Origin of the sequence: Streptomyces ferrugineus (assembly GCF_015160855.1) — a bacterium.
Classification (GTDB): domain Bacteria; phylum Actinomycetota; class Actinomycetes; order Streptomycetales; family Streptomycetaceae; genus Streptomyces; species Streptomyces ferrugineus.
This window is the reverse complement of the sequence record NZ_CP063373.1, coordinates 95,979-115,518: the sequence shown is the minus strand read 5'-3', so window position 1 is coordinate 115,518 and position 19,540 is coordinate 95,979. Positions and strand designations below refer to the sequence as shown.

General features: G+C 72.0%; 18 protein-coding genes and 1 pseudogene. 11 read left to right on the top strand and 8 right to left on the bottom strand.

The features are described 5' to 3' along the window. Positions 1-107 precede the first annotated feature (107 nt). The 3 genes and pseudogenes from IM697_RS00535 to IM697_RS00525 form a co-directional block, all read left to right on the top strand. Complete coding sequence (locus IM697_RS00535; RefSeq protein ID WP_194043611.1) at positions 108-1,274, top strand: helix-turn-helix transcriptional regulator; 1,167 nt, start codon at positions 108-110, stop codon at positions 1,272-1,274. Positions 1,275-1,296: 22 nt separating this feature from the next. Beyond that, the gene (locus IM697_RS00530) at positions 1,297-2,028 is read left to right on the top strand and encodes a 5-formyltetrahydrofolate cyclo-ligase (RefSeq protein ID WP_194043609.1); all 732 of its coding nucleotides are present in this window, start codon (positions 1,297-1,299) and stop codon (positions 2,026-2,028) included. Positions 2,029-2,099: 71 nt separating this feature from the next. Beyond that, positions 2,100-2,375 (top strand): annotated as a pseudogene (locus tag IM697_RS00525) (NUDIX domain-containing protein); the annotation flags it as partial. A 143-nt stretch (positions 2,376-2,518) separates the two neighbouring features. On the opposite strand, the gene IM697_RS00520 reads toward IM697_RS00525, so the two are convergent. Next, positions 2,519-3,310: an alpha/beta fold hydrolase gene (locus tag IM697_RS00520; protein WP_194043607.1), complete on the bottom strand. Its 792-nt coding sequence runs from the start codon at positions 3,308-3,310 to the stop codon at positions 2,519-2,521. A gap of 89 nt (positions 3,311-3,399) precedes the next feature. On the opposite strand from IM697_RS00520, the gene IM697_RS00515 reads away from it, so the two are divergent. Continuing rightward, a complete protein-coding gene (locus IM697_RS00515) occupies positions 3,400-4,719 on the top strand; it encodes an aminotransferase-like domain-containing protein (RefSeq protein WP_194043605.1) in 1,320 nt (439 codons plus the stop codon). A 109-nt stretch (positions 4,720-4,828) separates the two neighbouring features. Here IM697_RS00515 and IM697_RS00510 read toward each other — a convergent pair whose 3' ends face one another. Both IM697_RS00510 and IM697_RS00505 read right to left on the bottom strand, forming a co-directional pair. Next, positions 4,829-5,740: a hypothetical protein gene (locus IM697_RS00510; RefSeq protein ID WP_194043603.1), complete on the bottom strand. Its 912-nt coding sequence runs from the start codon at positions 5,738-5,740 to the stop codon at positions 4,829-4,831. Between the two features lie 209 nt (positions 5,741-5,949). Further along, the gene (locus IM697_RS00505) at positions 5,950-6,408 is read right to left on the bottom strand and encodes a transglutaminaseTgpA domain-containing protein (protein ID WP_194043600.1); all 459 of its coding nucleotides are present in this window, start codon (positions 6,406-6,408) and stop codon (positions 5,950-5,952) included. Between the two features lie 181 nt (positions 6,409-6,589). Here IM697_RS00505 and IM697_RS00500 point away from each other — a divergent pair, with 181 nt between their 5' ends. Beyond that, positions 6,590-7,789, top strand: coding sequence for a PP2C family protein-serine/threonine phosphatase (locus IM697_RS00500; RefSeq protein WP_194043598.1), 1,200 nt, complete (start codon positions 6,590-6,592; stop codon positions 7,787-7,789). Between the two features lie 70 nt (positions 7,790-7,859). After that, positions 7,860-9,485 carry a hypothetical protein gene (locus IM697_RS00495; RefSeq protein WP_194043596.1) on the top strand — a complete coding sequence of 542 codons (1,626 nt, stop codon included), beginning with the start codon at positions 7,860-7,862 and terminating at the stop codon, positions 9,483-9,485. A gap of 24 nt (positions 9,486-9,509) precedes the next feature. Here the strand turns inward: IM697_RS00495 and IM697_RS00490 are convergent, their stop codons facing one another. Next, positions 9,510-10,289 (bottom strand): NPP1 family protein, encoded by a 780-nt coding sequence (locus IM697_RS00490; RefSeq protein WP_194043595.1) that lies wholly within the window; start codon positions 10,287-10,289, stop codon positions 9,510-9,512. Between the two features lie 154 nt (positions 10,290-10,443). Next, positions 10,444-10,920 (bottom strand): ATP-binding protein, encoded by a 477-nt coding sequence (locus tag IM697_RS00485; protein WP_194043594.1) that lies wholly within the window; start codon positions 10,918-10,920, stop codon positions 10,444-10,446. 86 nt (positions 10,921-11,006) lie between these two features. Here IM697_RS00485 and IM697_RS00480 point away from each other — a divergent pair, with 86 nt between their 5' ends. Together IM697_RS00480 and IM697_RS00475 are read left to right on the top strand one after the other, a co-directional pair. Beyond that, positions 11,007-11,855, top strand: coding sequence for a helix-turn-helix domain-containing protein (locus tag IM697_RS00480; protein ID WP_194043593.1), 849 nt, complete (start codon positions 11,007-11,009; stop codon positions 11,853-11,855). Then, positions 11,815-12,081, top strand: coding sequence for a DUF397 domain-containing protein (locus IM697_RS00475; protein ID WP_194043592.1), 267 nt, complete (start codon positions 11,815-11,817; stop codon positions 12,079-12,081). The genes IM697_RS00480 and IM697_RS00475 overlap by 41 nt, the downstream gene beginning before the upstream one ends. A gap of 205 nt (positions 12,082-12,286) precedes the next feature. Here IM697_RS00475 and IM697_RS00470 read toward each other — a convergent pair whose 3' ends face one another. After that, the gene (locus IM697_RS00470; RefSeq protein ID WP_194043591.1) at positions 12,287-13,303 is read right to left on the bottom strand and encodes a ribosome-inactivating family protein; all 1,017 of its coding nucleotides are present in this window, start codon (positions 13,301-13,303) and stop codon (positions 12,287-12,289) included. Between the two features lie 264 nt (positions 13,304-13,567). Here IM697_RS00470 and IM697_RS00465 point away from each other — a divergent pair, with 264 nt between their 5' ends. The 3 genes from IM697_RS00465 to IM697_RS00455 all read left to right on the top strand — a co-directional run bounded on the left by IM697_RS00465 (position 13,568) and on the right by IM697_RS00455 (position 18,448). Next, positions 13,568-17,347 (top strand): nSTAND1 domain-containing NTPase, encoded by a 3,780-nt coding sequence (locus IM697_RS00465; RefSeq protein ID WP_194043590.1) that lies wholly within the window; start codon positions 13,568-13,570, stop codon positions 17,345-17,347. Continuing rightward, positions 17,347-17,547, top strand: coding sequence for a hypothetical protein (locus IM697_RS00460; protein WP_194043588.1), 201 nt, complete (start codon positions 17,347-17,349; stop codon positions 17,545-17,547). Before IM697_RS00465 ends, IM697_RS00460 begins: the two co-directional genes overlap by 1 nt. 118 nt (positions 17,548-17,665) lie before the next feature. Continuing rightward, entirely contained in the window at positions 17,666-18,448 is a 783-nt protein-coding gene (locus IM697_RS00455) for a hypothetical protein (RefSeq protein WP_194043586.1), read from the top strand. 7 nt (positions 18,449-18,455) lie between these two features. Here the strand turns inward: IM697_RS00455 and IM697_RS00450 are convergent, their stop codons facing one another. Both IM697_RS00450 and IM697_RS00445 read right to left on the bottom strand, forming a co-directional pair. Next, on the bottom strand, positions 18,456-18,731 hold the full coding sequence (locus IM697_RS00450; protein ID WP_194043584.1) for a ribosomal protein L7/L12: 276 nt from the start codon (positions 18,729-18,731) through the stop codon (positions 18,456-18,458). An 11-nt stretch (positions 18,732-18,742) separates the two neighbouring features. Continuing rightward, complete coding sequence (locus IM697_RS00445) at positions 18,743-19,483, bottom strand: GAF and ANTAR domain-containing protein (RefSeq protein ID WP_194043582.1); 741 nt, start codon at positions 19,481-19,483, stop codon at positions 18,743-18,745. Between the last annotated feature and the right edge of the window lie 57 nt (positions 19,484-19,540).

The following is a 19,540-nucleotide window of genomic DNA, read 5'->3' as shown; positions in this document are numbered from 1 at the left end:
CCAGAGCAGAATTGAGGCGTGGATGTGGCATCCATGACGCATCATCGGGCATGACCTGGGCATTCCGCCTCCGGAAAACGTGACGTACGACGCGAGGAGATCGCTCCATGGCTCTGAAACGTCACGGCCTCGTTCGCCGCCGCCGGGCGGTGGGCCTCACGCAGGAGAGCCTTGCAGAGGTACTGGGGGTGGAACGCTCCACCGTTGTGCGCTGGGAGTCGGGGAAGGTGGCGCCCCAGCCGTGGATTCGGCCGCGGCTGGCGCAAGCGCTGCAAGTCAGTGCGGAGGACTTGGCCGAACTCCTGGTGATCTCGTCCATCGACGAGCGGCCTCGCACCGAGCGCACGGAGTACGCCATGCGCCACCCGTCCCGCGTGGATCTCTCGACGGTCGCTGAACTCCGCAACGGCATGGACTCCCTGGGCGAGTGTTACGACCGTGTGCCCTCCGCGACGTTGCTGGCGCGTGCCGCCGATCACGCGAGCCGGGTTACCTTCCTCGCCGGCGAAGCTCCCCCTGGGCGCGTTCAGCGTGAGATGCGCATGCTTCAGGCGGATGCGGCGACCTTCATGGGACAGCTCGTCTGGGATGCGTCTCAGCGCCGAGACCACACCACGGCCCGCTCGTACTACGCGCAGAGTGTCGAAGTGGCTCGCCATCTGGGCGACCCGAATACGGAAGGGCACGCCCTCTTACGAACCTGCTATGTGGCACTCTACGGCGCCAACGACTACCGAGGAGGCTTGGACCTGGCACTCCAGGCAGCCCGTACGGCCCGCTGCACCAGCCACGTCATTACGGGGCTCGCCACGTTGCACGCCGCTGAGGCACACGCCTACCTGGGCGAAGCAGGTGAGTGCGAACGCGCTCTGACAATTGCCGAAAGGCACCTGAGCCAGGCTCACGGAGCGGACGCGGCCCATGAGCTGTTCTCCCCCACTCACTTCGGCCGCCTGGCCGGCTCCTGCTACCTCTCGCTCGGCGAATACCGCAAAGCCGAAGGACTCTTGGCCGGCACCGCCGCCGCACTACATGACCGCAGCAAGTCCCGGGCGATCGTCCTCGGCAACCTCACTCTGGCTCGCCTCCGGGGCGATGACCTGGACGCCGCACTCGTCGCGTTCACCGACGCTGTAAGCGAACTGCATGGCACGCGCGGAGGCGGTGGGATGAACATCGTCTTCCGGGCCGCCCGAGAGATGCGCCCATGGCGGAACGAACCTGCCGTGCAGGACGCACAGGACCGGCTGATGGCGTTGATGGAAGCGGCATGACCAAGGCATGAAGGAGCCTCGCATGCATACCCGGATGGACCAGGAGAAGCAGCACGTACGCGAGAGGGTCTGGGGTCTGCTCGACGCGTCGGGTGCCGTTCTCGACGCGACGGCTCATGGCCGTATCCCGAACTTCAAGGGCTCCGAAACCGCCGCAGGGCGACTCGCCGAGCTGATTGGCTGGCGCAACGCGTCCGTCATCAAGGCCGTACCGGACAAAGCCCAACTGCCCGTGCGCGCTCGCGCTCTCGCCGAGGGGAAAACGGTCTTCATGGCGGTGCCGAAACTCGCCGACCCCCGCCCCTTCTACCTCCTCGACCCCGCCGCGCTGTCCGTCCCACCGCAGGAGGCGGCATCCAGCAAGGTTGCGGCAACTGTGGCCCCACGAGTCGACGTTGTCGATCTCCAGCCCGTCGACTTGGTGGTCGTCGGGAGCGTCGCGGTAAATCGGGCGGGGGTGCGCATCGGCAAGGGAGCGGGGTATTCGGATCTTGAGTTCGCGTTCCTGATGGAGGCCGGGCTGATCAGCGACCGCACGGTGGTCGTGTCCACGGTCCACTCACTTCAGGTGCTGGACGAGGATCTCCCGGCAACCGATCACGACTTCGGGGTGGACCTGATCGTCACACCCGACGAGGTCATCTCCTGCCGGTCACCGCACCGCCCGGCCGGACTGGTCTGGGAACATCTGGACGCACAGAAGATCGCTTCCATCCCGGTACTCGCGGCCCGTGCTCCGGCGAAGGGGCGCTGACCCTCTCAAACGGGCCCAATCGCGGCCTCGGGTGAAGTGGCGGGCGGCCGGCCGAGCTGTGCGAGGGTGAGTCGGACGACAAGGGGCGGACCCTCCTGCAGCGCCGCAGGGACAACGACCTGTGGGCTCTGCCGGGCGGGGGGATGGACCTTGGCGACTCGCTGCCCGGGACGGCTGTACGAGAGGTCAAGGAAGAGACCGGCCTCGATGTGGAGATCACAGGACTGGTCGGGACACAGTTCAACGTGTGCTTCACGGCCCGCATCACCCGACACACTGCCCATGCACCACACACAGCGGCTGCGCCTGACCGCTTCCTGGAACACCGCTCCGCCCCGTGTCTCGGCTGTGCCACACATCAGCGGGCTCGGCAACCACGCGTCGCCTCTTCGGGCCATCCCGTGCCGTCAGGTCCGGCGAAGGCGATCACATTCGGACCGTCCTCGTCACTGACCTGCTTCCCGAAAGCCACGGCTGGGCCGACCACCCACTAGTCGTGGACCTTCGCCAGGAACTCCCCCAGCGCCTCGTTGAACTCCCCCGCCCGCTCCAGGTTCGGCATGTGTGCCGCGCGCTCGATCACCCGGAGTGTCGAGTCCGGCAGCGCCGCGTGCATCGCCTCCGCGTCCGGGACGGGGGTGTAGGTGTCGTCGGCGCCCACGACGACCAGGGCGGGGACGGTGACGCGGGTCAGCAGGTCGCGGTAGTCGGGGCGTTCGGCGCGGCCGCGCAGGGCCGCCGCGGCGCCCTCGGGCGGGGTCGCCGTCATCATGCGGTGGACGTGGGCCTTGACCTCGGCGGCGGCGTACGGCGCGACCATCTTCTCCAGCACCTCGTCGGCGTATCCGCGCATGCCCTCGCGCAGCAGCCGGTCCGCCATGGCGTTCCGCGTCCGCCTGCCGTCGTCCGTCTCCGCCGCCGGGAAGGTGTCGGCGAGGACCAGGCCGCGGACGCGGTCGGGGAAGCGGGCGTAGCACTCCATGACGATCTGGCCGCCCATCGACAGGCCCGCCAGTACGAAGGTCTCCAGCCCGAGGTCGTCCAGCAGGGTTTCGATGTCCTCGGCGAAGGCGGCCAGCGGGGTGATGCCGGGGACGACCGGGGAGGCGCCGTAGCCGCGCAGGTCGGGGGCGACGACCCGGCGGGTGGTGGAGAACTTCTCGATCTGCGGGGTCCACATCGTGTGGTCGAAGGGGTGGCCGTGGACGAGGACGAGGGGGACGGAGGGGAGATCAGCGCCGAGATCGGCGCCTTTGTCCTCGTATGCGAGGAAGGGGCTCATGTCGACGACCCTAGATCCGCTCAGCTCCTCGGTGCAATAGGATCTTTGCCCTCGGTGCAATCTCGGGAGGACTGTGGGAGGGCGGGCTTGTGAGTGACTTTCGGCGGATTGCTGATCGCATCGCCGACGACATCGCCGCCGGGCGGCTCAAGCCGGGCCAACGGCTGCCTCCGCAGCGGGCGTTCGCGCGGCGGCGTGGGATCGCCGGGTCCACGGCGGGGCGGGTGTACGCCGAGCTCGTGCGGCGGGGGCTGGTGGTCGGGGAGGTCGGTCGCGGGACCTTCGTGCGGGCCGCTCCGGAGGGAAGCGGGCGTGCGCTCGTCGAGGCGGCGACCGCCGTGCCGGTCAACCTGGAGCTCAACTACCCGTCGGCGCCGGGTGAGCCGGAGCTTCTCGCGCCCGGCCTCGCGCCGCTCCTGCGCCCCGACGTTCTCGCCGACGCCCTGCGCCCGGTCCCCGCCACCGGCACGCCCGAGGCCCGCCGGGCGGTGGCCGGACTGCTCGCCACCCGGGGCTGGCGGCCCGACCCCGACCGGCTGCTGTTCACCGGCAACGCCCGCCAAGCCGTCGCCGCCACCCTCGCCTCCTTGGTCCGGCCCGGCGGCCGGGTCGGCGTCGAGGCGCTGACGTATCCCGTGGTCAAGGAGATCGCCGCCCGGCTCGGCATCACGCTGGTGCCGCTGGCCACGGACGAGGAGGGCCCGCTCGCGGAGTCCGTCGCCGCTGCCCACCGCACCGCTCCGCTGGCCGCGCTGTACCTCCAGCCGACCCTGCACAACCCGACCTCGGTGACGACCCCTCCCGAGCGGCGGCGCGGGCTCGCGCGCGCGGTGCTCGATCTGAACATCCCCGTCGTGGAGGACCGCATCTGGTCGTTCCTCACCGACGACGACCCCCTCGCCGTCCACGCGCCCGGGCTCGTCCACGTCGTCGACGGTCTCTCCAAGCGGGTCGCGCCCGGGCTGACCGTGGGGTTCGTCGTCGTGCCGGAAGGGCGGGCCGAGGCGGTGGCGGGGGCCGTGCGGTCCGGTGGGTGGAGTGCGGGGCGGTTCGCGGTTCAGGCCGCGGTGCGGTGGATCGGGGAGGGGGTGGTGGAGCGGCTGGTCGAGGAGAAGAGAGCCGATGCGGCGGGGCGGCAGCGGGTGGTGGCCGAGGAACTGCGGGGGTTCGCCGTACGGTCCGACCCGCGCGCCTATTTCGCCTGGTGGGAGCTGCCCGCGCCATGGCGGGCGGACACCTTCACGGCCGCCGCGGCCGCGCACGGCATCGCGGTGACGCCCGGTCCCGCCTTCGCCGTCGACCCGAACCGCACGCCGGACGCGGTCAGACTCGGACTCGCGTCTGCTCCCGAGCCGGATCTGCGGGGCGCGCTGCGGACGCTCGCCGGCGTTGCGCCACGTGTTCTGTGATCGGGCGCGCGGGCGGAGGGTGTGGTCGGGCGCGCGGGCGGAGGGTGTGGCGGGCCGTGAACGGAGGGTGTGGTCGGGTCGAGAGGGGACCCGTGCGCGGGGTTTGTCGTCAGACTCGGGCTCGGGTCTGCTCGGGGGTCGGGTCAGTGGTGGGCGCCGCCCCGGACGCTCGCCGGCGTTGCGCGAAGTGCTCCGTGACCCGGCAGACCAGGGCCACCGCCATACCGAGGGCGAACAGCAGCCAGGACACCGTGCGCAGGGTCGCCGTCAGGGCGTCGTAGATCGCGCCCGCGGCCGGACGGTGGGCCGCCTCCGGCAGGTCGGCCAGGGTGAGCCGGCGGCCGATCACCACCGCCAGAGCCAGGAACGCGCCCCCGAGCGCCGTGCCCAGGGCGGTCGCCATGACCGCGCGGCGGCGGCACGCGGCGATGGCGATACCGGTGACGGCGAGCACGGCGCCCGCGACGGGCAGCCAGAATCCGGCGACTTCTAGCACGTGGTAGCCCTTTCTGAGCCGGTCCAGTTCATCGGCCGCGAGCACGTCGACCTCGGCGTGCGTGACCGGGATGCGGTGTGCGAACGGGACGTGGTCGGCGGCGAGGCGGTGTTTGACCTGGGCGGTGATCGGGGCGAGATCGACGGTGACCGCGCGCTCGCGCTCGTCCCGCAGGGCGCGCAGCACGGCGTCGTGCAGCTCCCGGTTGCCCGTGTCCCACGCCGTGCGGAAGGCCTCGGTGCGGGTGAACGAGCGGACCGCGTCGTCCACGAAGGGGCGTACGGAGCCGGTACCGGGCGACGCCGCCGGCCGGTCGTCGACCACGCGCATGATCCCGGCCTCCACGGCGTCCGCGACCGCGCCCCGCACCGCCGGATCGGTGGCGAGCGGCGCCATCGTCGTGACGTATCTGCCGGTGTCGGACAGCCCGTGGACCACCCAGGCCGCGAGCACGCCGAACGGCACGAGGAGGCACGACAGGGCGATCAGCGCTGCCGACAGGGCGTTCCGCAGACGTGTGGGCACCCGTTCAGGCAACGGTCACGGGGGCCGCGGTGCCAGCGGTGTGCCTGCAGACGGCGGCACGGCGTCGCTCTCCGGTGGAGGGTTCACCCGAACGGGTGTCTCATGGATCGGGAGGAGTGAGGAGGCCGGGTCTCGTGGGTGGATGAAGGGGAACGGTTCGGCCCCGGCCGCCGTGTCGGCGAGCGGCCGGGGCCGAACCGTGCGCTCCTTCAGGCGGTACGGCGGCCCTGGGCGTCCTCGTGCGTGTAGTACCGGTAGAACAGCACTGCGAAGACGGCGGCGCCGATCACGAGCCCCATGATCGCGGACCGCAGGACGGACTTGTCGGTCTGGTCGTAGAGGAAACCGAACGCGCAGCCCGCGAAGGCGGACCACAGGATCGCGTGCACCTCGCGGATCGTGCGCGAGGCGACCCAGCGCACGGCGACGTAGAGCACCATGAACGCGGCCGCCGTGACAAAGCCGAAGAGCAGGTTCCAGCCGGTGATCTCACCGCCGGAGCGCCGGTTCGCCGCGGCCCAGTAGCCGTAGACCAGCCCGAGGACGACCGGTACGGCCACGCTCGCGACGCGGTGCGTCCGCTCGCTGAACACATCGGGCAGGCCGCCCCTGCCGGCCGTACCCGTCCCGGAAGCCCGTCCGCCGGGCGCGGGTGCCGCATGAGCCATGGGAGCACTCCTCTCTCCTCGCCCCCCGCCCTCCAGGGCACACCTGGGGAGGTCGGCTGGCAAGTCGACGGAAGGTGTCGGTTCGCGGTAGGTGTCGGTTCGCGATGGGTGTCGGTTGCGATGGCGCGACACCCCGGGTACCCGGATGCGGCGCGGCGAACGCCGTGTTTCGCTGAGGGCCATGAGGGCGGTCAGCGACGGGGCGACCGGGCTGCAGGGTGACGCGGAGCGGCCGGAGCTGCTGCGGGTGCGTGGCCGGAGCCTCGCCTGGGTGCCGCCGCTGCTGCTGCTCGTCGCCATCGTGCTCGTCGACTTCAGGACCACCGAGGACTTCCGGATCCTGTCCTGGATCGTGCTGGTGCCCGGTATCGCCGCCGCGATCTGCGGGGTGTGGGGCACGGCCGTCTTCGCGGTGCTCGCGCCCGCCACCTACATCGGCGCGGACGCCGTGCTGCCGCACGAGTACCAGGCCGGCCTGCCCGACCTCGTCCTCGCCGGCATCGGCGGAGTGCTGGCCACGCTGGCCTGCGTGGTCCGGGTGCGCGGCGAGCGGCGCATGCTGCACATGCAGGACGTCGCCGCCACCATCCGCCGCACCGTGCTGCGCCCGCTGCCGCCGGGCTGGGGCGGCCTGGAGCACGCGGCCGTCTATCTCGCCGCCGACAGCGAGGCGAGGGTCGGCGGCGACTTCTACGACATCCAGTCCGGCCGGTACGGCACCCGCGTCATCCTCGGCGACGTCCAGGGCAAGGGGCTGGGCGCGGTGGAGGCGGCGGCCGCGCTGCTCGGCACCTTCCGCGAGGCCGGCTACCACGAACCGGACCTCGCGGCGGTCGCCGCACGGCTGGAGGAGCGGATGCGGCGGCACTGCCGGATGCGGGTGGCCCTCGGCAGGGAGGACGGCGATCGGTTCGCCACCGCCGTGCTGATCGGCTTCCCCGACGGGGACCGGGACGTGGTGGACGCCGTCGTCCTCGGCCATGAATGCCCGCTCGTCGTCGGGTCCGGCGGGGTGCGGTCCCTGCCGCCCGACCACGGCCTGCCCCTCGGCATGGGCGAACTCGCCCCCGCCGACGGCCCGCCGCCCGTCCTTCGCGTGCCGCTGCGCCCCGGCGAGACGCTGCTGCTGACCACGGACGGGGTGACCGAGGCGCGGGACGGCGCCGGCGACTTCTACCCGCTCGCCGCCGACCTCGCCGAGGCCGTCGCCGCCGACCCCGACCTCGGGTGGCCCCCGCGGCTGGTCGCGTTCGTGCGGGAGCGCACGCTGCGGCACTGCGGCGGGCGGCTGGCCGATGACACGACGGTGTTCGCGGTACGGCGGAGAAGTGGCGTGGGGAATGCGGGGAATGGGGACGGAAACGGACGTTTGCAGGCTTGAGATCCCCCCTTTGCACCAGCAGCGGTTACGGTGCTGCCGTACGTGATCGACGGGGGATGGGGAGGGACCGATGCCCGGAACCGTGCTGCTGCTCGCCGCCTCACCGGCGGGCAAGGGCTGTCTGGTGGACGCGGCGTCCGTGCTCCCGGTCCTGGCCGCGGTGCCGCCGGCCGTGCTGTCCGGCACCGACACCGCGAACGTCGTCGAACTCGCCGACCCGCTGGAGCCGCAGGCCGTCCTGACCCGCCTGCGGGCCGCCGCGACCGCCCCCGGCCCGCTCACGGTGTTCGTCGCCGGCCAACTGCAGCTGGACCGCCGCCAGCACCTGCCCCACCTCGCACTGGCCCGCTCCACCCCGGCCACGGTCCGCTACACCGGGTTCCCCTGGCACTGGTTCCGCGAGGAACTGCGCCTGCGCGCACCGGGCTCGACGTCCCTGCTCGTCGATCTGCACGCCGACGCGGAGACCTGGGAGTGGCTGTGCGCCAACCCCCTCGACTCCGGCCGCAACAGCGCGGTGTACGGCCGTATCGCCCCACCGCCGAGCCGCCGTACGGTGGCGGGCCCCGCGTACATGAAGGCGGTGGCGACCCTCCTGCGCAGCGGCCACCGCCCACCACTGGACCACCTGCACCAACATGCCCTGGCCCGCATCTCCCCGGACTCCGGCCCGGGCACGGACATCATCCTGACGGCCCAGACCCCGACGCAGCCACCGACACCGGCTTCAGCACCGGGCGGGCTACTGGCCCCTGCGCCAACTCCCTTGCCGACCTCCGCACCCGCCTCCGCGGCGACTGCTGCACCGGCCGACGGACGAGCCTCCGCGCCGATGCCCACGACGGCCGCCGTGCCGACCTCCGCGCCGGCCTCCGCTCCGGAGACTGAGGCGACGCTGGAGGCGACTGCCGTGCCGGCCCCCTCACCGACGCCCGCGACGAGCGCTTCGCCGGACCCTGCGCCGACGCCCGCGACGAGCGCCTCGCCCACCCCCGCCCCGAGCAACCCCCCGAGCCCCACACCTCCCCCCGTGCCGAGCAACCCACCAACCCTGGTGCTGACGCCCCTGCCGAGCACCCCGCCGACACCCGAACCGACCGTCCCGCCCGGCCCCAAGCGGAGCCCGGCCCTCGACCCCGCCCAGCCCTCGGCGCCCAGTTCCCCTCAGCCCCCGACGCTCGACGCTGCCGAGCCCCCGGCCCTGAGCCCCGCCCAATCCCCGGCGCCGAGTTCCACCCAGCCTCCGTCACCCAACTCCGTCCGGGGTGGGGACGACCCCCACGACGCCATCACCACCGCCGTCCAGGCCGGGCGGCACGATGATGCCGATGAGTTGGCCGCTCGGGAGGAGCTCAGGGCGGTGCAGGTGTATGGGCCCGGTTCTTCGGAGGGGCTGCACTGGAGTGAGGTGCGGGCCGATCTGGCGATGCTGGCGGGGGATCCGGTGCGCAGTTGCCGGGCGTGGCTGTCGGTCGCCTCGGCGCGGCTCACCGCGGGGCAGGCCCCGGACGCGCCCGCGGTGGAGGACGCGGTTGACCGCGCCCACCACCAGTGGGGGCAGATCCGCGACACGGCGCTCGCGCGCGAACTGGGGTCCGCTCTCGCGGAGCTGAGGAGCAAGGTGCCGGGGCGCCGGCGAGGCGCCCTGGAGAACGTCCATCAGCGGCTGGAGCAGTTGCAGGTCAGCAGCGGGTGACAGCCAGCCGGTCCGGAGGGTGCGTCAGAACGCGGGGACCTCACCCGGCCGGGCCTTGTTGATGTTGCTGACCAGGTTGTTGGTCAGCGGGAAGTTGGCCCGGCCCCACGTGGAGTTCCACAGGGCGTCGCGCGGCGTCTTGTCCATTTGTTCCATGGTGACCAGGGCCGGGGTGTCCCACTGGTTGCCCGGGCCCCAGGCCTCCGTGTCCTCGCCCCACTTGGCGAAGCGGAAGGCGTGGGTGCTCGCGCCGTCCTTGTGGTACACGATCTTGACGTGGTTGCCGTCCATCGGCACCTCGTTGATCGGGTGGGTGCTGTAGCCGCCGTGCCGGGAGGCGGCCAGGTAACGGGGGCGCTCCTCGCCCTGCTTCTGGAAGACCACGACGGACTCCCAGTCGTGGCGGTGCCCGAAGGCGTCGGCGCCGTTGAGCGTCTGGTCCTTCTCGAAGTAGAGCGCGTAGACGTACGCACACCAGCCGTTCCTGCACAGGGACTGCGAGTACGTGTTGGCTCTGCCGAGGTGGCCGTCCCGGCACTGGCCGGTGATCGAGCCGCTGTTCTTGAGGCCGCCGTTGAGGTGTCCGCCCGCGTCCACCGCCGCCGCGGGGAAGCAGCCGTCCGTGTCGTAGTCGAACCGCGGCATGTACTTGCTCTGGAAGGTGCTCGCGTTCCACGGCAGCGGGTTCAGGACGCCGGCGCTCGCGCTGCCCGTCAGGCCGACGGTCAGGGCGGCGGCGCTGCCCAGGACGACGGCGGCCTGGGCGAGACGGGACCGTCGGCGGGGCTTGGCTGTCTGTGACATGTGGGGTGCTCCAGTAGTTCGCTTGGTTCGGTTCGTTCTGCCGGGAGTCCGGCGGGACGAGACCGAGACTGGAGACCGCGGAATTGATCGGCGACATGGTTTGCTCAGGGCGATCAATCGTCCTCGGCGTTTCGGGGGGATGTTCCTCGCGGCGTCAACACCCGTCCCTCTCGCGCCGTTCGTCGTTCACCTCACGTTCTCCCGCGGCCTTGGTGTCGCACTCGAACCAGACGGTCTTGCCGGGCCGGTCGGTCAAGGGAACCCACCCCCACCGATCCGTGACGGCATCGACGATCACCACTCCGCGCCCGCCGTCCGCGAGTTCGTCCACAGCTGTGGACAACGGCGGGTACGGGCTCGCGTCGGTGACCTCGACGCGCAGTCCCCGCCCCTCCGGCAGTCGCAGGATCAGCACCGCGGCACGCCGGTCGGGACAGTGGCGTACGACATTGGCGAGCAGCTCGGTGAGCGCGAGGGACGCCGGGTCGTACAGGTCGTCCATCCCCCAGGCGGCGAGGTACAGGCGGAGGATGCGGCGCAGGTGCCGGGCGGAGTGCTCGCCGAGGATGGGGAAGGTGGCGCCGTACCGGGGGCCAAGTCCTTCCTCCGGCCGGGCAGTTACGTGATTCATGCCACCAGCGTGGAGTCATGTGATTACGCTCGGCTACAGACCGAAATGAACGCCGCGCCGCGTTCTGACCTGGGGGTGACCGCCGCATGCCCAACATCCGCAAACTCGACCCCACCGCCTCGCCGCTGGACTACTTCGGCTCCGAGCTGCGCCGTTACCGGGAGTCGGCGGGGATGTCCCAGGGGGACCTGGGCGACTGCATCTTCTGCACCGGCTCCCTGGTGGGCCAGATCGAGACCGCCCACAAGGTGCCGACGCGGGAGTTCGCGGAGCGCGCGGATGCGGCGCTGCTGACGGACGGCTGCTTTTCGCGGCTGGTGGGGTTGGTTCTGCGGAGCCAACTGCCGACGTGGTTTCAGCCGTACGCGGAGATGGAGGCGAAGGCGACGTACATCTCCACGTATCAGTCGCAGGTGGTGTACGGCCTTCTGCAGACGGAGGAGTACGCGCGGGCGGTGCTGGGCGCGCCCCAACCGGAGAACCTGGACGAGCGGGTCGCGGCCCGCATGGAACGGCAGCGCATCGTGCAGAAGGAGAAGCCGCCGCTGGTGTGGGTGGTGCTCGACGAGGCGGTGCTGTACCGGCCCATGGGCGGCCGGGAGGTGATGCGAAGCCAACTCGCGCACCTGTTGAGCTTCCGGGACCAACGGCGCCTGAAGATCCAGGTGCTGCCGTTCTCGGCGGGGGAACACCCGGGACTGCCGGGCGCCTTCAACCTCCTGCGCTTCGACGACGACCCGGACGTCGTCTACACCGAGGACTTCATCCAGGGGCACATGACGGCCAATCCGGACAGTGTCAGCGAGGGCTGGCTCCATTACGATCAACTGCGAGCTGCCGCGCTCTCGGTACGGGACTCGGCAGAGCTGATCGCCCACGTGATGGAGGAGCGCTATGGAGACCAGCCAGCAGCTGAGGAGCGCGACGTGGCGTAAGTCCAGCTACAGCGGCAGCAGCGGCGGCGACTGCGTCGAGTGTGCCCCCCTCGGCGGCGCCGTCTGGCGCAAGTCGTCGTACAGCAGCAGCAGTGGCGGCGACTGCGTGGAGGTCGCCCCCCTCACCCCCCACATCGCCGTCCGCGACTCCAAGAACCCCGACGTCGGCACCCTCACCCTCTCGCCGGAGGCGTACGTCGCCTTCGTGAGCCACGTCGGGCGCTGACGGCCACGCCGGAAGCCGCCGGCGGACGGGGGGTGTCCACCGGCGGCTGTGTGCCCCTCGGGGGGATGAGCGGCACAGATCAAAGACTGGCAGCCGGAGAGTTGATCGGCAGCCCCTCCGATCAGGGCAATCAATTCCCCGGGCTTCAGAACCCCGCCTCCCTCATCCGCCCCGCCGGCTCCAGGAGCCCTGCGGGTGCCGTCGGTCAGAGCTCGTCGTGGGGCGGGCTGCCGAACGCCTTGTTGAAGAGTGCCACCAGCAGGAGTGCCGCGGCCGCGGCGGGGGTGTCGATCGTGCCCCAGTACCTGGTGGTGACCGGGGGCGGCGGCGACGAAGACGTAGAAGCGCCGGTCAGGACGTTGCTGATGTCGGACCACTTGCGCATGAGTTCCAGGTTGGGCTCACCGAGGGTCATGGTGCTGTGGCTCTGGAGCATGCCCGTCATGCTCCCCGCGAGCCGCCTGCTGCGGATGCCCTCACTGACAGTGACGATGAACTGGAGCAGGCCGCGGGCGATGACACCCTGGTTGTTGTTTCGGAGATGGCCACGGTCGCTCAGGGCGAACAGGGACTGCTGCAGGCTTGCCGGGCTTATCCGGAGGTCGGCCAGGTTGGTGCCGGCGAGGCCGGCGAGATCGTTGTAGTTCTCCTTCCCGACCATGTTGGGGTATCTCGTAAAACCGTTGGTGCCGGGTTGGAGAATCGCCGGCGGCAGGTTCGTCGGGCTGTCGTCGGCGAGGGGGACGTAGACGTTGGTGCCTCCGGCGCCGGGCGCACCGGGCTCGTAGAAGAAGTAGCCGATGACGTACAGGTCGCTGAGGCGAATGATCAGGTGGGTTCTCCGGCCGCCGCCCTGCACCTGGAGGTCGAGGAACTCGTGGTGGGCGTTCGGAGAGGTGACGTCGACGGCTGCGTTCCTGCCGCTGACGGTAGCCACGTTCTCACGCCGGCCGCCCGTTGCGGTGACCAGTGACCGCACCTGGCCGATCAGTGTCTGGTACCCCTGATCGCCTGCGTCGAGGTCCCAGATCAGCTGGTGCCAGGTGTCCGAACTGGCGGCCAGTTCCGTGTGGGCGGGATCGAGAGGGCTCGTGACCGCCGTGGCGCCGGCCGAGCTCTGCGCCGAGTGGGTGGCCGGAAGCCCGTGAGCGGCGACGGCGCCTACGACGATTGCGGGTACGGCCAGTGACGCGCCCAGGCGCCGGAGAAGACGAAATGACATTCGGTTTCCTTCGCTTGTCCGTGTGTCTGCCGACGGCGCGCTCCGCGGGGACCGGCCCGACGGCACGCCCGACGCTGGCAACCGGAACGTTGATTGGCACGTCCCTTTTGTCAGGTCGATCAATCTCGTGGGCGGAAGGGCGATTGATGGACATCACATGTCGCATCGCCTCAACGTCACCTGCGGGCAACCTTGCCGTTACCGGGCGGCTTGTACGTTCGTCGCGCTCGATGTCCCTTTCGCCGGTCATACGGAGGTGTGCGCATGGGGCGCCCGGAGAGACCGCTGGACCCGACGGCCGGTCCCGTGCCGCGGCTCGCGCACGAGCTGCGGGAGCTGCGCAGGACCGCGGGGAACCCCTCGTACCGGAAGATGGCCGAGACGGCGGGCTTCTCCGCGACAACGCTGTCGCAGGCCGCGGCCGGTGAGCGGCTGCCGTCCCTCGCCGTCGTCCAGGGGTATGTACGGGCTTGCGGCGGCGACCCGGACGAGTGGGAGCCGCGGTGGAAGGACGCCGAGGCGGAGGTGGCGGGGGAGGTCCGCGAGGACGACGAGGAGGCGGCGCCGCCGTACCGCGGTCTGTCCCGGTTCGAGCCGGCCGACCAAGGGCTGTTCTTCGGGCGGGCCCGCCTGACGGAGGACCTGCTGGAGCTGGTGTGCGGGCACCGGTTCGCCGCGGTGTTCGGCGCCTCCGGCAGCGGAAAGTCCTCGCTGCTGCGGGCCGGGCTGATACCCCGGCTCCAGGAGGAGATCGCCGACCGGGGGCGTCCGGCGGTGCTGCGGGTGCTCACGCCTGGCGACCGGCCGGCCACCACGTACGGCCATCTGCTCGCCCCGGCGGCGGACGAGCCGGAGAGCTGGGTGGTGGTGGACCAGTTCGAGGAGGTCTTCACCCTGTGCCGGGACCGGGCGGAGCGGGCCCGGTTCATCGACCTGCTGCTCGCGGCCCGGGACCCTGACAGTCGCCTGCGGGTGCTCATCGCCGTACGGGCCGACTTCTACCCGCGCTGCGGCGAGCACCGCGGGCTGGCGGACACGCTGTGCGGCGCCGGACTGCTGGTCGGGCCCATGACGGCGGACGAGCTGCGGGAGGCGGTCGTCAAGCCGGCGCAGGAGGTCGGGCTCCTGGTGGAGCGGGAGCTGACCGCGCGGATCGTGGAGGAGGTCCTCGACGAACCCGGCGGGCTGCCGATGCTCTCGCACGCCCTGCTGGAGACCTGGCGGCGGCGCAAGGGCCGGGTGCTCACCCTCGCCGCGTACCAGGCGGCGGGCGGGGTGCGCGGTGCCATCGCCGCGAGTGCCGAGGAGGCGTACGGGCAGCTGACCGCGGAGCAGACGGACGCCGCCCGGCGGCTGCTGCTGCGGATGGTCGAGCCCGGCCGGGGCAGCCCCGACACCCGCCGCCCGCTGACCCGGGCCGAGCGCGAGGAGTGGGCGTGCACCCACGTGCCCGTGGTGGTGGAGCGGCTGGCCCGCGCCCGGCTGCTGACCGTCGACGAGGACACCGTCCAGCTCGCCCACGAGGCGCTGATCACCAGCTGGCCACGGCTGCGCGACTGGATCGAGGAGGACCGCGAGCGGCTGCGCCACCACCGGCGGCTGACCGAGGCCGCCGGCGTCTGGCTGGAGCATGACCGCGACCCCGGCGCCCTGTACCGGGGCACCCGCCTGGACCGGGTGGCGGAGCTGATCCCCGACCACGAGCACGACTACTCCCTGACCGTGCCGGAGCGCGAGTTTCTCACCGCCGCGCTGGCCGCCCGAGAGGCGGAGCGCCGGGCCGCCGCCCGCTCGACGCGCCGGGCGCGGGCCGCCGTGGGAGTGCTGTCGGCGGTCCTGGTGGTGGCGCTGCTCGCCTCTCTGGCCGCCTGGACCCAGAGCCGGGACAACGAGCGCCGCCGTATCGACGACGAGGCGCGGCGCATCGCCGCCGTCGCGGACGGCCTGCGCACGACGGACCCGCGCACCGCACAGCTGCTGGGCGTCGCCGCCTGGCGCGTGTCCGAGCTGCCGGAGACCCGGCGGGCACTGCTGGGTTCGCTGGGCCAGCAGGAACTGGACGCCTTCAGCGACCCGGCACCGGGCGACGGCCCCTTCCGCCGTCTGACGGACTCCGGGCGCACCCTGCTCAGCGTCGCGGGGCGCACCTGGCGGACCTGGGACGTGGCACGGCACCGGCGGATCGCCGAGGGGCGGCTGCCGGAGGCCGGCACCGCGGTCGGGGCGAGCCCGGACGGTCGACTGCTGGCGATCCACGGGGATGGCCGGGGCGACGGGGTGCGGCTGTGGGACACGGCCGCCGGACGATGGGTCGGTGACCGGCTGCCGGCGTTGTCCTTCGTGGACTTCGGCGAGAGCACGTATGCCGTGGGCAGTGTGGAAGGCGACCGGGTGGGGGTGCACTCGGCCGCGGACGGGAAGCTGCTGTTCGAGACGGAGTCGGACGGCACGGCGCCGAGCGAGGACGGCCGGCTGATCGCGGTCTGCCCCGCCGGGGGAGGGGGCGCGCCGCAGGTGCGGGACCTCAAGGACCGGCGCACGGTGCACGGGCGCTGGGAACGCGCGGGCGACGTCTGCGGCCAGGAGCGCTTGCAGCTCGTGCTCGGCGGTGGTGGACGGTGGCTCGCCGCGGTGATCCCGAGCGGCGTGCGGGTCTGGGACGTCCGGTCGGGGGAGCAGCTGCCCGACCTCCCCCACACGGGAGTGACGTACGCCGCTTTCAGCAAGGACGGGAGCTTCCTGGCGACCGCCGACGGGGAGGAGATCAGGGTGTGGCGGCTGGGCGTCGACGCCCCGGTGTTCCGGCACTCCCTCAACAACCGCCACCTCGGCGGTCTGGCCTGGGACCCCGCCCACCCGGTACTGCGCTATCTGGAGGCCGGCACGGTCCACACCCTGGACGTCGCGACGGCCGTGACGTCCGCCTGGCGGGACGAGCCACTGGACGGGGTGTGGCTGAGCCCGGACGGCCGCACCCTCGCCACCGCGCGACGCACCGGCGACACCTACCGCTTCGAGCTGCGCGAGACCCGCGAGGGACGACTGCTCAAGACACTGCCGCCCACGCCGCTCCCCGTATCGCGCGACCCCTCCCGGTCGGTACGCCCTGAGGACACCCTCCCCCTCCTGGCCTTCACCTCCGATGGCAAGGCGCTCGCGTACGCCGTCTCGGCGCCCGGTTACGAGGCGTCCCCGCAGCGCCTCACGATCTGGGACGTCAGCCGTGGCCGGGTCCGCACGACGCTGGACCTGGCGACGAAGGCATCGGCCGGGGCGGTGATCACGATCGCCCTCGGCCCGGACGCCGGCACGCTCCACCTCACCCGCACACCGGCGATCGGCGAGCTGACCAACGAGACCTGGGACATCGCCCGCCACCGCCGGACGGCCGTCCTCACCGGCCTGTCCAGCAGTCACCTGGCCGTCCGACCCGACGACGGGCTCCTGGTCGGCGACAACCGCACGGCGAGCCTGCCGGGCGGCAGGGGCACCGGACGCGACCTGGTCCAGGGCGACGCGATCGGCGCCCTCGCCTTCGCACCGGACGGATCGCGGCTCGCGGCGGGGGACCAGACGGGCCGGGTGGCTCTGTGGGACGGAGAGGTCCGGCGGCGGGAGGGGACCACCCTGTCGAACGTCTTCCCCGCGCTCCCGGAGGGAATGACCGGTGGACCGGACAGCGGCCCCGACCCGGCCGGCGGCGACACCTCCGAGGCCGTCAGCGCCCTCGCCGTCAGCCCCGACGGCAGCACGCTCGCGGTGGGTGGTGAGGCGGGAGGCCTGCAGCTGTGGGACATCGCCACACACCAGCCGCTCGGCGGACCGCTGATCACACCCGGCGAGGCGATCGACACCGTGGCGTTCGGCGCGGACAGCGGCACGGTGTACGCGGGAAGCGCACACGTGCCTCTCCAGCGCTACCCGATCGCCCCGGCCCGGGCGGTCGAGTCGGTGTGCGCGCGGGCGGGCGGGAGCGAGCTGACGCGGGCGCAGTGGCGAACGTACGTGCGCGACGTGCCGTATCGCCAGGTGTGCGGCGACTGATGCGTCGCCGCCACCCGACGAGCGGGTCGAGGTATCCGACGGGAGACCCCCCGTACGAGCGCAACTCCCAGGGCTGGCTCGAGGTCCACTACGGCAAGCGCAAGAACGGCCACTCCTTCTGGTACTACCCGGGCCAGGGCTCGACGGGCGTCAAGATCAAGACTCCGGTGACCTGGCCGGACGGCACGAGGAAGTGCTGAACAGGCGCTCCCCGTCACCCGGACGGCCCGGCGCACTGGTGGTCGTACTCCCGGAGTGGTGCTTTAAGAACACGTACAGAACACGTACCGATCTTGAGCGCGTCCAGGAGGCCCCGCGATGCCCCGTCCCCCGGCCCGTGCAGTCGTCGCCTCCGCGTTCTCGGCGGGCGTGGTGCTGACCGCGTCCGCGTGCTCCTCCGTCGCCGGCCTGGGGACGGTCGGCCCGGGGCTGCGCGCCTCGGCCTCGTCCGCCTCCCCCGGCGCCGCGTCGCACGCTCCCGTCGCCGCGCCGACGCTGACGGAGGCCCAGGCGCGGGCGGCGCTGATCAGCGAGGACGATCTCGGTGAACCCTGGGTGCCCACCGAGGGGTTCGCGACCTGGCGGGAGACCATGCTGAAGGCGCGGACCGAATCGCGCGCGTGCGGGCGGCTGCTCGACGCCCTGTACGCGGAGGACCTGTTCGGTCCGGACGCCAGTACGCGCGCGTCGATCGGGCTGGACGACGCGTGGGACGGGGCACAGATGCGCTACCAGATCGTGGCCCATCGGCCCGAGGACGTGGACCGGACGCTGGCGTGGCTCGGCGGTCTGCCGGACGAGTGCGGCCGGTTCACGGCCACCGCGCGCGGCGGGCAGCTCGCCGTGGAGGTCACCGAGGCGCCGATGCCGCGGGTCGGTGACGCGGGGCAGGCGCTGCGGATCGTGCTCAGCGGCATCTCCGAGTACGGGGACGCGCCCACGCTCACACTCGACGTCGCCGCCGTCCGCGTGGGCGACGACGCGATCACCGTCACCAACGGCGGCCTCGGCGAGGTGTCGGCCGACGCCACCTGGACGGCCGTCGAACTGGGCGCCCACCGACTGGCGGAGGCCAGGAAGCAGGGCCGGCGCACGATCTGAAGCAGCGTCAGGCCATCTGCTCCACCGCGTCCTTGGCCTCCTTCAGGCCCACCCCGGTGATCTCCCGGTAGAGCTTGATCGCCTGGATCTTCTTGTCGTCGCGCAGCAGCGCCACCACCTCGTCCATCCGGGGGTCGCTCTCGCGCAGCCCCAAATGGTCCAAGATCAGGTCGACTTTGCGCTCGACCCGGGCCACCCGCTTGTCGATCCGGGAGACCCGGCCCTGGACGCCCATCAGGGCCAGTACGCCGAACAGCACAAAGAACAGAACCGCCATGTCCATGGCCGACGATCTTAGGCGGAGTCGAACCGCAACCGGTGCGCCACCACGTCCCGCGCCACATCCAGCGCCGTACATCCGTGCGCGAACGCATGCGCCCGCAGCCGCGCCAGCGCCTCGTCCGTGGCCACGCCGAGCTGGGCCATGATCATGCCGGTGGCCTGGTAGACCTGGTCATGGTCGGTGGTGAGGCCGTGCAGCCACCGGTCGTCCCCCAGCTCCCCCGGGTCCTCCACGCGCGGCAGCGCCATCAGCGCCACCGTCATCATCCCGGCCATCAGCCGCGCCGTGCGCAGCTCCCGGTCGTCGAGGTCGCCAGGGGAGTCGCGGTAGAGGTCGAGCGTGCCCACGCACACCGTGTCGTTGCCGAGCGGCATCGAGTACACCGCCCGCACCCCGGCGGCCGTGGCCTGCTGGGCGAAGACCGGCCAGCGCTGCACGTCCCGCCCGGCCGTCAGATCACAGGCGAGCACCGGCGCCCCGCTCTGCGCGGCGGACTGAGAGGGGCCGTCGCCCAGGGTCGCCTGGAGCTCGGTCACATACGCGGCCTGCGCATTGCTCGCGCCGAGCTGGACGGGCATGCCGTCACAGTGCAGCGACACACTCGCGCCGGTCACGGGCAGCAGCTCCACGGCGACACCGCACAGCCGCGCCGGTATCTCGCCGACCCCGGCACCGCGCACACCGTTGGCGACCCGGTCCGCGGGCGCCGCCGGATCCGGCCCCTGCTCACCATGCTCGTCTCTGGGCCGCACGGCAGCCTCCTCGTTTTCCGAGCGCGGCCTCCTGGCTCCGGCCGACTACCCGTGGCA

Excerpts from the sequence above, each read along its gene's own strand:
- IM697_RS00535 (WP_194043611.1), top strand. The coding sequence starts at position 108 with ATGGCTCTGAAACGTCACGGCCTCGTTCGCCGCCGCCGGGCGGTGGGC.
- IM697_RS00530 (WP_194043609.1), top strand. The coding sequence starts at position 1,297 with ATGCATACCCGGATGGACCAGGAGAAGCAGCACGTACGCGAGAGGGTC.
- IM697_RS00520 (WP_194043607.1), bottom strand. The coding sequence starts at position 3,310 with ATGAGCCCCTTCCTCGCATACGAGGACAAAGGCGCCGATCTCGGCGCT.
- IM697_RS00505 (WP_194043600.1), bottom strand. The coding sequence starts at position 6,408 with ATGGCTCATGCGGCACCCGCGCCCGGCGGACGGGCTTCCGGGACGGGT.
- IM697_RS00500 (WP_194043598.1), top strand. The coding sequence starts at position 6,590 with ATGAGGGCGGTCAGCGACGGGGCGACCGGGCTGCAGGGTGACGCGGAG.
- IM697_RS00495 (WP_194043596.1), top strand. The coding sequence starts at position 7,860 with ATGCCCGGAACCGTGCTGCTGCTCGCCGCCTCACCGGCGGGCAAGGGC.
- IM697_RS00490 (WP_194043595.1), bottom strand. The coding sequence starts at position 10,289 with ATGTCACAGACAGCCAAGCCCCGCCGACGGTCCCGTCTCGCCCAGGCC.
- IM697_RS00485 (WP_194043594.1), bottom strand. The coding sequence starts at position 10,920 with ATGAATCACGTAACTGCCCGGCCGGAGGAAGGACTTGGCCCCCGGTAC.
- IM697_RS00480 (WP_194043593.1), top strand. The coding sequence starts at position 11,007 with ATGCCCAACATCCGCAAACTCGACCCCACCGCCTCGCCGCTGGACTAC.
- IM697_RS00475 (WP_194043592.1), top strand. The coding sequence starts at position 11,815 with ATGGAGACCAGCCAGCAGCTGAGGAGCGCGACGTGGCGTAAGTCCAGC.
- IM697_RS00470 (WP_194043591.1), bottom strand. The coding sequence starts at position 13,303 with ATGTCATTTCGTCTTCTCCGGCGCCTGGGCGCGTCACTGGCCGTACCC.
- IM697_RS00465 (WP_194043590.1), top strand. The coding sequence starts at position 13,568 with ATGGGGCGCCCGGAGAGACCGCTGGACCCGACGGCCGGTCCCGTGCCG.
- IM697_RS00460 (WP_194043588.1), top strand. The coding sequence starts at position 17,347 with ATGCGTCGCCGCCACCCGACGAGCGGGTCGAGGTATCCGACGGGAGAC.
- IM697_RS00455 (WP_194043586.1), top strand. The coding sequence starts at position 17,666 with ATGCCCCGTCCCCCGGCCCGTGCAGTCGTCGCCTCCGCGTTCTCGGCG.
- IM697_RS00450 (WP_194043584.1), bottom strand. The coding sequence starts at position 18,731 with ATGGACATGGCGGTTCTGTTCTTTGTGCTGTTCGGCGTACTGGCCCTG.